This window comes from Nocardia sp. NPDC059240, assembly GCF_042753865.1.
Lineage (GTDB): Bacteria > Actinomycetota > Actinomycetes > Mycobacteriales > Mycobacteriaceae > Nocardia.
In genome coordinates, this window is the sequence record NZ_JBHZAC010000003.1 from 516,606 (window position 1) to 529,426 (window position 12,821).

The window sequence follows — 12,821 nt, forward strand, 5'->3', positions numbered from 1 at the left end:
ATCAGTGCACCGCGCCGGCGGCCTGATCGATGACCGCGACCACCGCATCGGGATGGGAGACGGCGATGGCATGGCTGCCCGCGTGCTCGGTGACCGTGGCGTTGGCGCGCCGCGCCATCTCACGCTGCCCGGCCGGTGGAATCATGCGGTCGTCGGTGGCGACGAGATACCACGAGGGCAGCGTCTTCCACGCCGGCTCGCCGGTCTGTTCGGTGAAGGCCGCCACCGAGATCGGACGCTGCCCGGCCGCGAATACGGCCGCCTTGGCCGGGGACAGATCCTGCGCGAAGTACTCCGGGAACTTGTCGTCGGCGACCCGCAGTTCGGGAACCGGGCTGCCGCCGACCGGGTGCGGGACTGTGATCTTGGTGGCGGGCCCGCCGAAACGGCCGTCGAGTTCGCCCAGGGACTCGCCCTTGTCCGGCGCGAACGCGGTCACGTAGACCAGCCCGGCGGCCTTCGGGGAACCGGCCGCCGCGTTGGTGATGACCGCACCGCCGTAGGAGTGGCCGACGAGCAGGGTCTTACCGGGCATCTCGTCGAGAATCCCGCGAATGTAGGCGCTGTCGTATTCCAGGCCACGCAGCGGGACGGCTGCGGTGGTTACCCGGAATCCCTTGGCTTGCAACTGCTCTGCCACACCACCCCAGCTGGAGCCGTCGGCGAAGGCGCCGTGGACCAGCAGCACGCCCGGCTTGTTCGGGTCCACAGCGGGCACCGTCGCCGAGGTCGGCGCGGCCGACTTGTCGCCGCTCGAGGAGCAGGCCGCGGCGGCCAGCGTCAGGGTGAGCGCACTCATCAGCATCATGGTGCGGCCGGACCGGCGGAGGCCGAAGCTCTTACGCATGGTTGACATGCCTTTCTGGTTGATCGGGTTTCGGGGAGAACCTTGACCCGGTCAACTCAAAGGCGGCTGAACGATCTCGAAACGCACTGGTCAGATAGGAAAGTCAGCGTCGAGTTAGGCGTTCACGCGGGTGATCCAGGCGAGCAGGTCGGCTTCGACCTCGTCGCGGTTGATCTCGTTGAGGATCTCGTGGCGAGCGCCCTCGTAGACGCGGTAGGTGATATCGGTCAGGCCGGCGTCGCGGTAGCGGGCGATCAGCAGGTCGCTCAGGCGCAGGCCGTCGTTCAGCGGGTCCTGGTCGCCCACCATGACGTAGAGGGGGAGGTCGGCGGGGACGGTCACCGGCTTCGACAATCGCTCGGCGGCAACCGATGCGAGCAACGCCATGTTGGCCGGGTCGATCTCGAACCCGCACCACGGATGCGTGAGGTACGCGTCGACCTGAGCCTCGTCGCGGCTGATCCAGTCGGCGATCGTCCGGGTCGGCTGAAACCGAGCGTTGAACAACCCCAGCAGATCTCCCCCGGACTCGGCGATCCTGGCGAACAAGAGGTCGACGGCGGTGGTGCCGCACAGGACGACGTCGTCGATCAACCCGGAATGATCGAGGATGTACTGCTGGACGGCGAAGGACCCGAGGCTGTGGCCGAACAGCACCACGGGAATTCCGGAGTGTTTGTCGCGCAAGGACTTCGTGAGTGCCGCGAGGTCTGCCACGAGCAGGTTCCAGCCATCGGGACCGAGGTCGCCGGGCGTACCGGCGATGCTGTGGCCGTGGCCGCGGTGATCATTCGCGTAGACGGCGTAGCCGTGGTCGGCGAGCCGCTCGGCGAGGTGAGCGTAGCGACCGGCGTATTCGCCCATCCCGTGCGCGATCTGCACGATGCCGATCGGCTCACGACCGGTCGGCAACCATTCCCGGACATGAATGATGGTGCCGTCACTGCTGGTGAATGTGGACATGGCGAAAATCGTTGCACCGGTGCGACGGCGATCCCATGGCCGCGGGAACAACACCGCTGCCGCCACGATTGTTCTCAGGGACAATCGCGCTGCCGGTAATCTGCGGAAATGTCCAGATCCACCCCGCCGGGAGAGGTCGTCGAAGTAGCGGACATCCTGCTCGAACGCATCGATGACCTCGGACTCCGGCTGGCCCAGCGCTTCCTGCTCGACCTCGACACCTACCGCAACGAGGTGCAGGTTCCGTTCGACAGCATCCGTACGTCGTGTACCCGCAATCTGGCACTCATGCTGCGGCACTTCACCACCGACGTACCCGTCGACCCGCAGCCGCCCAAGGAAACCGGGCGGCTGCGCGCACAACAGGGGGTGCCGTTGGCGGAAACCTTGCACGCCTTCCGCATCGGATTCGAATTCCTGTGGTCCGAACTCGTCGCCGAGTCCCGACGCCACCCCGAGGTCACCGACGCCATGCTCGTCCCGCTCGCCGCGGACGTGTGGGCGCTGTCGGGCGAGTACGCGGTCGCGGTCGCGGCGGCCTACCGGGACATGACGGCGGAACTGGTGATGCAACGCGAACACGAGCGATCGGTGCTGGTGGAGGCGCTGTTCACCGGCATGATCGCGGATCCGGCCACGCTCGGCGAGGCCACCCGGATTCTCGGCTTACCGCCCACCGGACGGTATGTCGTGGTTGCGGCGGAGGTGCCCGCCACCGGCCGCGAGGCGCTGCCCGGGATCGAGGCGATGCTGCGGGCCCGGCAGATCACGTCGGCCTGGCGACTGCTGCCGGAGCAGCAGATCGGCGTCCTATCGCTACCCGCCGCCCGAGAAGCCGCCGCGCTCACCGTATTACGGAAGCACCGCAGGCGGATCGGGGTCAGTCCGCCCTACGATGCGCTCCCCGAAACCCCGCAGGCGCTGCACTTCGCGCGGCTCGCGGTCACCGGCCTGCGGGGTCGCACGCATGGTGTGGCGCTGTTCGACGACGACCCGCTCGCCATGCTGATCGCGGCCGCACCGGTGGAAGCCGAACGGATGGCGCGGGTTTCGCTGGGACCACTGCTGTCGCTGCCCTACGAAGAACGTGAGCGGCTGCTGGAAACCCTGCGAACCTGGTACGCGGCAGCAGGTTCGGCAGCCGAGACCGGCCGGCTGCTGTTCCTGCACCCGAACTCGGTGCGCTACCGACTGCGCCGAATCGAGGAACTCACCAGCCGTTCGTTGAGCGATCCTCGAACCGTGCTCGAACTCGGTGCCGCAGTGCGCGCACTCTCGGTCAGCGGGCTCGATGCAGCACGAGCGGGCCGCCGGGCAGCTGCAGGGTCAGGGCACCGGGTGTCGCGGTTGCCTTGAACTCGCGCAGTGCGGTGGTGCCGGTGAGGGTTTGGATGGCGGCGGCCAGGGCCGGGGGCTGGCCCGGGAGCCCGTCGAGGACGGCCTGTGGGACCTCGATCGCGGCGAGATACTCACGGGGTACCGCGGTGAGGCCGTCGGCGGCGCGTAGCAGTCGCAGACTGTCGATCAGGTGAAGGCGCAGGTCCACACACGCGTCGGCGGCGCATACGCGCAACGGGGCGGGTGAGGCGGCGTAGTCGAAATCGGCTGTGCTCATGGACCATTGGGACGGATCGGCGTAGCCGAAGTCGATGCCGGACGGGGGTGCGAGGGTCTCGTCGGAGTGGTCGCCGGGGCGGTTGTCGAGCAGTTCCGCCGTCAGGTCCGCGCCGGTCGCCTCGAAGCTCCAGTTCGCGTCCGGGTCGACCGGCTTGTGCCAGTACCCGTTCCGACCGGCGCTGCGGCCCTGCACCCGCAGTTCGCGATCCGGGGAATCCCCGCCGGTCTGGTGGACGCTGACCACCGAGGTGATCTCACCGGGAATCTTGGGCTGCCGCACCCACTCCGGCGCGGGCAGTTGGTTCGCGGCATAGGTTTTCGGGCCGAACAGATTGTCGATCTCGGCAAGGCTCAGGTTGGGGGCGGACGGTTTTCCGCGCTGGTCGGCATACGAGTACCGGAAGAAGAGATTGTCCGCGCCCGACATGTCGAAATCCCATAGCCGCGTGTACATGTCACCGAACCGGTTGATCACCAGGGTGGTCGAACCCGCCGAGCTGAGATTGACCGCCTCGAAGCGCCCGCCCTTCGGGGTGGACATCTCATAGGAGTAGTCGTCGGGTGCGCCGGGGTCCCCGCCGGGCAACCACGGATCCAGGATGGCGATCCGATTCCCTTGTGCGCTCAACACATACGCGGTGGTGACACCCGCCCCGCCGACCGGTTGACGGCTGTCGGACGAATCGTTCCAGAAACCGAACTGCTCCCAGAAGCCCGGCTGGTTCGACGGAATCAACGTCGGGATCCGATTGTCCAGCCAGGACAGACTCCAGGCCCGCGAACCCGCCCGCACCCGCTGCCCGAACGGGCTCTGCCAGATCGGCGATCCGAATCGTGAAGTCCAGGCCCAGGTTTCGGGCCCGTGCGCGGCATTGCCCATGGTGTAGAGGCGACCGGTCGCGTCGGTGGCCATGAGCACATTGCCGTCGACCGAGACGGACGTGAGCTTTCCGGCGAGGCAGGCGGGCAACCAAACCTGCCGCCACGGCTCGCCGCCGCCGGTGACGTAGAGGTCGCCCCGATCGAGTGCGAAGGTCCACTGGTCGTTGAGTCCCTGCTGCTCGGTACGCAGGTCGACCTGCCGCGGCAGCCGAGCCTGGACCTCACCGGCGGCGACGGTCAGCGGACCGAGCCCGCCGCCCGGATTCGGCGGCGTATAGAGCGACAGCGGCGGCCCGACCATTCCCGGCAGTGCCAACTGGGTGCAGCTGTCCAGCGGTCCGTCCGCGTTCGCCGAGTCCGCGTGCGCCGGACCTGCGGCCGCACACGCCGCGACCAGTGCCAGTCCGACCCGCAGTGCGCTGCGGACACCATTCACGGTCAACAGATCCTCATTCGCTCGTCGCGCAGGATGATTCACTCAACGAAGTCAGGACCGTACTCGGTGGTCTGCACCAACGGTGATATTCGCTTGGGCCGTGTCGCCGCACTCCGGTCGCTCACCGCGTGAATATCGGGGCGACCGGACCCGTGGCGGAGCGGCTGAGTTCGATAGCGGGAAACACGATGGGGGCCAGCGGTTTCCCGCCCTGCACCTCCCACGCCCGGCCGGTTTCACCGCTGCGGATCACGTGTTCGACGGCGGCGGCGACCTCATCGGGATCGGCGACGAAGAAGCCCTGATCACGCAGGCGGGGTAGCCATTCCGTGGGAATCATGGCGGTTTCCACCACACCCGGGCAGATCGCGTTCATGGTGACCCCGGAGTCGGCCCAGACCATGGCCAGCGACCGCACGAAACCGATGATGGCGTGCTTGCTCGCGGAATAGGCCGGGTCGAAGGGGGTGGGCGCGACTCCCGCGAGGCTGGAGGTGACCACGATCGAACCGCCACCGGAGGCGATCAGGGCGGGTAGCGCGGCGCGAATGCCGAACATGGTGCCGTCGACATTGATCGCCATGACCCGGCGGTAGCGCTCGAGGTCGAAATCCGCGCCCGCACCGCCCGCTCCACCGGCCCCGGCATTGAGATGCACGACGGTAAGACGGCCGAACTCCGCCATCGCGACCTCGACCGCGGCCCGATTGTCCTCCTCGCGGGAGACATCCGTGACGACGAAGGTCGCGCCGGTCTCGGCCGCCACGGCCAGGCCCGCGTCCTCATCGAGATCGGCGATCACCACCTTCGCGCCGGCGGCGGCACAGCGGCGGGCCACCGCCGCGCCGATTCCATTGGCTCCCCCGGTCACCAAGACGACATCGTCGCGCATCACAGCTCCAATCCGGCTTCGGCGGCGACCTTGGCGCGGGTGCGCGAATTGCGCACGACCCGAAGGCTGGACACCTCGAGCACCACGAACACCACGACGTACTGCAGGCCGTTGATCAACGGCACCTGATCGACGGGCAGCGTGTACGCCAGCACCACCCGCACCACCGCGTCCGCGATCAGTCCCACACCCCAGATGAGCGAGGCCAGCCGCACCGCACGCTGGAAGGTGGCAGACCGCGCCCAACTGATCTCGATGCGCTCACGCACAGCACCGGTCGTCATCGCCCGCGCCATCTGCAGATAGAACGGTGTCCGTAGCAGGGTCGCGCACAGTCCGAGCCCGATGATGCCGGTCACCCAGCCGTCCTTGGCGAGCACGAAGCGGGGACTGCCGGTAAGGAACGAGACCGCCACGCTGATCACCAGCACGCCGATCGTGAACAGCGCCAACGCATCCACGCGCCGGCGCGTCACAACGGTCCAGGCGGTGTAGGCGGCCGGCGGGAGCACGCCCAGCGTGACGGCCGCCCACTGATCGACGCCGCCCGCCCGCAACCCGTAGAACAGGGCGACCGGTGCCACCACATTGATGGCGAGATTGGCGAGCGCGGCCCGCCTCGGATCCGGTGCCGCCTCCTGCGTCGAGGCGGGCACGGTGGTCGGCATAGTCATGACATTCCCTCCGAACTTCACGGAAACTGCTGGTAGCACCGAAATTACGAGAACCGGGTGCGCGGCGACATCCGCTTGGCACCCCGGCGGGGTGGGGCTGGCCCCACCCCCTTCCACGGGGGTTGAGGGCACTGCCGTGCGAATCGCGGTAGGCCAGACTGGAACCGACGAGGAGGTGAGAGTGTCCCGGCTGTACACCGGAATTCGGGCGATCGGACGCGGACTGGCGTGGTGCGTGCTCGCGCCCGTGCAGTTGGCGGCCTTCCTCGCGCAGGCGGTCGCCATCATCGCCGCCTGCGTCGGCCTGATCTTCCTGTTCCCGCCGATCGTCGAACGGGTCCGGGCACTGGCGGCGCTGGCACGGCGACTCTCGGCGAAATGGTCTGCGGTGCCGATCGATTCGCCCTACCGACCCGAACCGGAGGTGGCCGTGCGCGGCACGGACGAACGATTCCACGCCCCCGACGGCACCGCCTATCCCACCCGCCGCACCGCCGTGTTCGGGACGCGCTCGCGATGGGTGTGGACGGATCCCGCGACCTGGCGAGACCTGCTGTGGATGCTCACCGACCCGTTCGTGGGCGGCACGCTCGCCGCCTTCCCGGCCTTCATGATCGGGGCCGGGCTGGCGTTGCTGTGGTGGCGGCCGTGGTCGTGGCCCGCCGCGCTGGGCGTGGTGAACATCGTGCTGGGCTGGGTGATCGCGCCGACCATGGTGGTGCTGCACGGGTATTGGACGCGACTGCTGTTGGCACCGGCCTCGGCGGCGGCGCTCGCGCGCGGGGAACGGTGGCGGCGGCGTTTCGGGGCGGGCCTGCTCGCGGTGTTTCGTTGCCTGGCACTGGGCGTGCTGTCGCCGCTGGCCGCGCCGGTGCTGGCCGTCTGCTTCGTATCGCTGGTGTTCACCGGTCCCGTGGTAGCGATGTGGGTGCTGGCGTGGGCACGCTGGCTGCCGAATCTGTTCCGGCGCTTGGGCATCGACTGGTCGGCTGCGGACCTGCCGCGGCCCTATCTGTCCACACCACGGCTCGACCTGGTGGACCGGCAGGACCCGAGGACGAGCTGGTGGGCCGGGTTCGCCGGTCAAGCCCGCGCCATGTGGTTCGATCCGGCGACCTGGCGGGACCTGGTATGGCTGGCTTGTCAGCCGGTCGCCGGGCTCGCACTGCTGGTTCCCGCGGGACTCGTGGGCTACGGCATCTGGGGACTGGTACTGCCGGTGCTGGAATCTCCACTGGGCGAGACGGTTTCACCGTGGTACGGCGAGGTCGCGGGATCGAGTTGGACCGCGGTGCTCGTCGGGCCGCTGCTGGTGGTGTTCGGCCTGATGCTCGCGCCGCGACTGCTGCTACGGCACGGCGACTGGCTGTACATCCTGCTGCGGCCGACCGACCGGTCACGTCTGGTGGTGGAGCGGGCACAGCTGGCGGCCCGTGTCGCGCGATTGACCGAGACGCGCACCGCCGCCACCGACACCCTCACCGCCGAACTGCGCCGCATCGAACGCGACCTGCACGACGGCGCGCAGGCCCGGATGGTCGCGGTCGGCATGACGCTGGGCGCGGTCGAAGCCCTCATCGACCGGGATCCGGCGGCCGCGAAAGAGCTGGTGGCACAGGCACGTACGGCGTCGGCCGCGGCACTCGCGGACCTACGCGGGCTGGTGCGGGGCATCCATCCGCCCGTACTGGCCGAACGCGGGCTCGTCGACGCGGTGCGGGCACTCGCTCTCGACAGCCCGATCGAGGTGCGCGTGAAAGCACGCCTGGACGCGCCGGTCGCGTCGCCGGTGGAGTCGGCGCTCTACTTCACCATTGCCGAACTGCTCACCAACGCGGCGCGTCACTCCGGGGCCGACCGGGTCGAGGTGGAGCTGACCGGGCACGGCACGCTGCTGCGAATCAGCGTGCGCGACAACGGTTGCGGCGGCGCGAACCCGGCGGCGGGCACCGGCCTGCGCGGGATCGAACACCGCTTGAGCAGCTTCGACGGACAGGTCCGGCTCGACAGTCCGCCCGGCGGGCCGACGGTGGTCACGGTCGAAATACCGCTCACCGCGGACTGATCCCGCGCGATAACCTGGTGCGCGACGATCCCGACCCTGGAGCCGCCGTGCGCATTGTCCTCGCCGAGGACCTCTTCCTCCTCCGTGACGGCATGACCCATCTGCTGACCGCCCACGGTTTCGACGTGGTCGCCGCCGTCGCCAGCGGGCCCGAACTCCAGCGGGCACTGCGCGATACCGAACTCGACGTGGCGCTGGTGGATGTGCGGCTGCCACCCACCTTCACCGACGAGGGATTGCAAGCCGCGCTCGCGGCCCGGCGAGAGCGTCCCGGGCTGCCGGTCCTGGTGCTCTCCCAGCATGTCGAACAGCTGTACGCGCGTGAGCTACTGGCCGATGGCACCGGCGCGATCGGCTATCTACTCAAGGACCGCGTCTTCAATGCCGACCAGTTCGTCGACGCCATCCGCCGGGTCGCGGCGGGCGGCACCGTCATGGACCCCGAAGTGATCGCGAAACTCCTCGCCAGCACGCCGCGCAACGAACCGCTCAGCACCCTCTCCCCCCGCGAGCGAGAAGTGCTGGCCCTCATGGCCGAAGGCTGCTCCAACACCGCCATCGCCGGTCGTCTGTTCGTCAGCGAGGGCGCAGTCGGCAAACACACCGCCAACATCTTCACCAAACTCGCCCTCACTCAATCCGACGACACCAACCGCCGGGTCCTGGCAGTCCTCGCCTACCTCCACGGCCGCTGACCAGACCGGTCGGTTGTGCAATTCCCCATCCGGCCCACCGAAGATTGGTGATCTGCCACATTTCACTCCCACCGGTCTCAGATAGCGTTGACGCACCATGAGAATCACGCTGGACCGAGCGTCTGGTCGCCGTCCAGAGGGAGATTCCAACGATGAAGGGCCTCGACACTTCGACAGTGCGAGCAGACTGGCGCGAAATCCTCGGTGAGATCTCCACAAACGCCGAAACCTTCGTCATCCTCAAACACGGCCGCCCCGAAGCCGTCCTCCTCCCCCAACGAATCTGGACCCAAGGCTGCCGCATCCTCCCCGTCCCCGACACCGCCCGCCGCTACCGAGCCTCCTCCGACGCCCGCAGCGGCCTCCGCTCAGTCCGCTCCGCCGCCGTCCAACGCGGCGAACACACCCTGATCCACCAGCTCTACGCCCCCCTCTTCAAAGACACCACACCCCTGAAAATCGCAGCAGTAGTCTCCCCCTACACATGGGTCCGCCAAGCCTTACCAGAACTAGGCGAGTTCCCAACCGCATAAGACACCCACCGGCAGCAGCGGGCGATTACGGCGCGGTCGCCCAGCCCCGAATAGCCACGGCCGGTTGATCCGACGTCCCCGCGCGTGCGCCATGAAGATCAGGGAGCACTCACCGCGGAATTTTGTCCACTTTCCCTCGCTGACAACTCCCTGATCTTGTCGCTGACGGCCCACCCAAAGGAATACGGGTGATTTTCAAGGGAGGCCGCTCGTGGCAGAGTCGGTCCACCAGTGGCCAGACCGAACAACCTGGTAAGCGGCGTGTAGTGCGTTGGCACCGTCATTCGGCCTCAAGGGATGAGCGCGTCGACGACTGCGCGGATCCGGGCATCTCTGTCGCGTGGCAGGGCTTGGGGTCCGGCGAGATGCTCGGTCCATGCCTGCGATTGTGCTGCGCCGCAGAACATCAGCGCCAAAGCCCAGGTGTCGGCCCTGGTGGCGAGCGCGCCGGTTGTCTGCCAGCTGCCCAAATACTCGGCCATCGACTGCACGGCCAGTTGGGGTCCGGTCCCTTGGGAGGCGTTCGTGGCGCGGTAGGCGTCGAGAAGGGCGATGTCGGCGACAGCGCCGGCAATGAGCGGGAGCGAAGCTGCGTAATAGCTCGACATCGGGAGTGACACGTGGACATCGATATGCTCGTCAACATCGGATTCACCGGAATCGAACGCTTCGCGGTCGGCGTTGTCGCCGCGGGAGGGCTGATCATGGTTGCCGGAGTCCGCCCACTCCTGCTAGCCGCTCAATCACCAGGAACAGCACCGAATATCGCCCTTGCCGCCGAGCGGATCTCGGTCGGGGCGTGGACCCGCTACAACCGCGCTTCGCTGATCGCGAGCATCGTCCTCGCAGCGGTCGAGGTCGCGCGCCTTGCTTCCGGTGCCGGGCCGATCGCTGCGGTGTATCTCGCCGGAGCCGTGGTCATGGCGGCCATCCTCACCGTAAAGCTGCGCGTCGACGCCGTTCTCGCCATGCGCGTGGCCGGCGGCGCGGACAGCGTCAGGAGCGGCCCCAAGGGCGGAACAAGCATCAATTCCGATCTCGACCGGACTCATCGCCTGGTCGAGCGACTCTCGGCTCCGCTACTCCTTATCGCGGTGCTGCTCGCCCTGATTCCGGTACTTCGCTGAGTCGAAACAGCCTCGACTCGTTGATCTTTCGCCGACTCGCTCGGCCGGCTTGGAACGCGCGGGTTGCGGCATGAGCATGTGTTCGTATGGTTCGGGCGATCGAGCGGAAGTCCACAGCGCACATTCGTAGGCTGGCGGTCGCCCGGACTAGCGCTCGTAGCCGTACACCCATCCACCGTCATCGTCATCGGCGGTGACCATCTGCATCCATGCCTCGTACTCCGGATTCGTCAGCCGCAAATCGATACCTTGCTGCGAATAGCCCACGAGTTCAACGAAAACCAGGGGTCTCGACCAGCAGAACCGGAGTCCGAACCCTCTGCTCAGAACTTCGATCCTTGCGTCCCCGAGCCCGTCCTTCATGCCTCGGCCCAACTGCTTGAAACGTTCATACAGGGCTTCCTTGCCCACCGGGTCCTCGGTGTCGAATCTATCGCTGACACCCACATGGATGTACTTGAGGTTGCCGTCCACAAACGGCCACACGAGCGGCGACGCAACAGGCAGGTGGGTGCGGATCGGGGATCCAGAATCTGGTGACCATTGCCCCAGATCCCATCCCGCAGCCGCTGCGAAACGACCCACGTCCGTCTCTGACCAGGTCCAATCAAACTCCGCCGCGACCACAGCGAGATCGACCGCGGGCTCTCCACCTTCATGCATAGCGTGATATTTGGCCACGAATCGCCACCATACAAATCGACAGTGTCGGGAGCGGACCAGCCACCATCCACGATGGCACTGAACTCGGCAGAAGCGGATGTTGGGTGGGTTAGCCCCAAGGCTTCTTTCTCATCAGGTGATCGAGATCCTCGACCACACCTTGCCAGCTCTCGACTTCCATGTACTCGATGAGTAGCCACCGTTGAAACGGGCGGAGAGGGTGCTGAGACAAGCACCACCGGAATGGAGTTCGCGCTACCCGTTTCGGTTGCTACAGCCGGTTGTTGAGGCGACGACGAATGGCGAGTATCGCGCCGCCGACCAGTAGCAGACTTACCAGGAAGGGCAGTACGCCTGCGATAAAGGCATTCGCTCCGTCGGCCGCGCCCTGGATTACCAGGGCCAGTACAACGATGCCGCTCAGCACGGGGAGAACCTTGAATATCTTGTCCGCCGCACCGATCCAGCCTCCGGGACCGGCCTGCAATTGCCAATCCAGGGCGGTCAACTCGGCTCTGATCAGATCGCCGGTCCGGTCGCGTGGGTCCCGGGCGCTCTCCGGCGGCAGATCGCCCGGCCCGTCGTCTCGCTGATACACCGGCGACATCCATGCGCGGCTGTTGTTTTCGTCCAACCGCAGGTGATATCGGAACGGTGTGCGTGTCTGGCTGTTGCGGAAGGGGCGCTCGACCTCTAATCCATCGTCGACGAAGCGCACCTGGAAGGGGGTGCCGCCCAAGACGACCCGCAGTCGATCTTCCAACACCATCAACTTCGACTCGTCCACCGCACCCACAAGATCACTATAGGGTCGAAAACTCTTGTGTAGCAGCGCTATAGGATGCATTTATGATGGGGAGGGACCTGCGGCGGTTCTTGTCGCCGGCAGTCGCAGTGGTCGGGGTTCTGGTTGTGCTGGTAGCGGGCGTCTTCGGCTACCGGCATTGGCTTCGACCGGCCAACCAGGCCAAGACCTTCCTCGACAAGATCAGCGTGGACGGTTTCTCCGAGCAATCGCGACGCACTCACCCCTACAGCCATGGCTACGAGGATGCGGACGCCCTGTTCATCGGTCCACCGATACCCGATCAGACGTGCGCAGAGACCGAGTGCAAACTCCAAGCGATCCTGCGCCGCGTCGACGCGCCTGGCCTGACCTTGAATCCCCTCAACAGCGATCCGCACACCCTGGTTCGTCTGGATCCCGGCGGAACCGTCACCGAGTACTACACCGTCGGGTGGGGCGACCACCCCGGTGGATTCACCGTCACCGTCGAGCAGGAAATCGAGAATCCGTCCTACAACGACCGACTGGACTCCGCCCAGCGCGCCGCGATGAAGAACGGCACGATCACAGTCCTGCACATCGCGGTCACCCATGGATACGGATAACCGACAGGGTGTCGCGGGCCTTGGGAGCTGTCGAC

The 12,821-nt window shown here is 66.9% G+C and carries 14 protein-coding genes; 6 read left to right on the forward strand and 8 right to left on the reverse strand.

Translation table 11 applies throughout. From position 1 onward, the window contains the following. Nucleotide 1: 1 nt before the first annotated feature. A complete protein-coding gene (locus tag ACFXHA_RS12600) occupies nt 2-856 on the reverse strand; it encodes an alpha/beta fold hydrolase (RefSeq protein ID WP_379355911.1) in 855 nt (284 codons plus the stop codon). A gap of 105 nt (nt 857-961) precedes the next feature. Continuing rightward, nucleotides 962-1,810 (reverse strand): alpha/beta hydrolase, encoded by an 849-nt coding sequence (locus ACFXHA_RS12605; RefSeq protein ID WP_379355913.1) that lies wholly within the window; start codon nt 1,808-1,810, stop codon nt 962-964. A gap of 108 nt (nt 1,811-1,918) precedes the next feature. Between ACFXHA_RS12605 and ACFXHA_RS12610 the strand changes: the two genes are divergently transcribed. Further along, complete coding sequence (locus ACFXHA_RS12610; RefSeq protein ID WP_379355915.1) at nt 1,919-3,166, forward strand: PucR family transcriptional regulator; 1,248 nt, start codon at nt 1,919-1,921, stop codon at nt 3,164-3,166. Here ACFXHA_RS12610 and ACFXHA_RS12615 read toward each other — a convergent pair. From ACFXHA_RS12615 to ACFXHA_RS12625, 3 genes are all read right to left on the reverse strand, one after another. Beyond that, a complete protein-coding gene (locus ACFXHA_RS12615; protein ID WP_379356667.1) occupies nt 3,090-4,745 on the reverse strand; it encodes a hypothetical protein in 1,656 nt (551 codons plus the stop codon). The genes ACFXHA_RS12610 and ACFXHA_RS12615 overlap by 77 nt on opposite strands. Nucleotides 4,746-4,866: 121 nt before the next feature. Then, nucleotides 4,867-5,637 (reverse strand): SDR family NAD(P)-dependent oxidoreductase, encoded by a 771-nt coding sequence (locus ACFXHA_RS12620; protein ID WP_379355917.1) that lies wholly within the window; start codon nt 5,635-5,637, stop codon nt 4,867-4,869. Beyond that, a complete protein-coding gene (locus tag ACFXHA_RS12625) occupies nt 5,637-6,311 on the reverse strand; it encodes a VC0807 family protein (protein ID WP_379355919.1) in 675 nt (224 codons plus the stop codon). Before ACFXHA_RS12625 ends, ACFXHA_RS12620 begins: the two co-directional genes overlap by 1 nt. A 181-nt stretch (nt 6,312-6,492) precedes the next feature. On the opposite strand from ACFXHA_RS12625, the gene ACFXHA_RS12630 reads away from it, so the two are divergent. The 3 genes from ACFXHA_RS12630 (at nt 6,493) to ACFXHA_RS12640 (ending at nt 9,604) form a co-directional block, all read left to right on the forward strand. Next, complete coding sequence (locus ACFXHA_RS12630; RefSeq protein WP_379355921.1) at nt 6,493-8,376, forward strand: histidine kinase; 1,884 nt, start codon at nt 6,493-6,495, stop codon at nt 8,374-8,376. Between the two features lie 47 nt (nt 8,377-8,423). Next, a complete protein-coding gene (locus tag ACFXHA_RS12635; protein ID WP_379355923.1) occupies nt 8,424-9,071 on the forward strand; it encodes a LuxR C-terminal-related transcriptional regulator in 648 nt (215 codons plus the stop codon). 176 nt (nt 9,072-9,247) lie between these two features. Next, nucleotides 9,248-9,604 carry a hypothetical protein gene (locus tag ACFXHA_RS12640; RefSeq protein ID WP_379355925.1) on the forward strand — a complete coding sequence of 119 codons (357 nt, stop codon included), beginning with the start codon at nt 9,248-9,250 and terminating at the stop codon, nt 9,602-9,604. Between the two features lie 290 nt (nt 9,605-9,894). Here ACFXHA_RS12640 and ACFXHA_RS12645 read toward each other — a convergent pair whose 3' ends face one another. Further along, complete coding sequence (locus ACFXHA_RS12645) at nt 9,895-10,224, reverse strand: hypothetical protein (protein WP_379355927.1); 330 nt, start codon at nt 10,222-10,224, stop codon at nt 9,895-9,897. Here ACFXHA_RS12645 and ACFXHA_RS12650 point away from each other — a divergent pair, their 5' ends adjacent. Then, nucleotides 10,225-10,731 carry a hypothetical protein gene (locus ACFXHA_RS12650; RefSeq protein WP_379355929.1) on the forward strand — a complete coding sequence of 169 codons (507 nt, stop codon included), beginning with the start codon at nt 10,225-10,227 and terminating at the stop codon, nt 10,729-10,731. 147 nt (nt 10,732-10,878) lie between these two features. Here ACFXHA_RS12650 and ACFXHA_RS12655 read toward each other — a convergent pair whose 3' ends face one another. After that, on the reverse strand, nt 10,879-11,412 hold the full coding sequence (locus tag ACFXHA_RS12655; protein ID WP_379355931.1) for a DUF6301 family protein: 534 nt from the start codon (nt 11,410-11,412) through the stop codon (nt 10,879-10,881). A 253-nt stretch (nt 11,413-11,665) separates the two neighbouring features. Beyond that, nucleotides 11,666-12,190: a hypothetical protein gene (locus ACFXHA_RS12660; RefSeq protein ID WP_379355933.1), complete on the reverse strand. Its 525-nt coding sequence runs from the start codon at nt 12,188-12,190 to the stop codon at nt 11,666-11,668. A gap of 53 nt (nt 12,191-12,243) precedes the next feature. Here ACFXHA_RS12660 and ACFXHA_RS12665 point away from each other — a divergent pair, with 53 nt between their 5' ends. After that, on the forward strand, nt 12,244-12,786 hold the full coding sequence (locus ACFXHA_RS12665; RefSeq protein WP_379355935.1) for a hypothetical protein: 543 nt from the start codon (nt 12,244-12,246) through the stop codon (nt 12,784-12,786). Nucleotides 12,787-12,821: the final 35 nt, after the last annotated feature.

Excerpts from the sequence above, each read along its gene's own strand:
- ACFXHA_RS12600 (WP_379355911.1), bottom strand. The coding sequence starts at position 856 with ATGTCAACCATGCGTAAGAGCTTCGGCCTCCGCCGGTCCGGCCGCACC.
- ACFXHA_RS12605 (WP_379355913.1), bottom strand. The coding sequence starts at position 1,810 with ATGTCCACATTCACCAGCAGTGACGGCACCATCATTCATGTCCGGGAA.
- ACFXHA_RS12610 (WP_379355915.1), top strand. The coding sequence starts at position 1,919 with ATGTCCAGATCCACCCCGCCGGGAGAGGTCGTCGAAGTAGCGGACATC.
- ACFXHA_RS12620 (WP_379355917.1), bottom strand. The coding sequence starts at position 5,637 with ATGCGCGACGATGTCGTCTTGGTGACCGGGGGAGCCAATGGAATCGGC.
- ACFXHA_RS12625 (WP_379355919.1), bottom strand. The coding sequence starts at position 6,311 with ATGACTATGCCGACCACCGTGCCCGCCTCGACGCAGGAGGCGGCACCG.
- ACFXHA_RS12665 (WP_379355935.1), top strand. The coding sequence starts at position 12,244 with ATGATGGGGAGGGACCTGCGGCGGTTCTTGTCGCCGGCAGTCGCAGTG.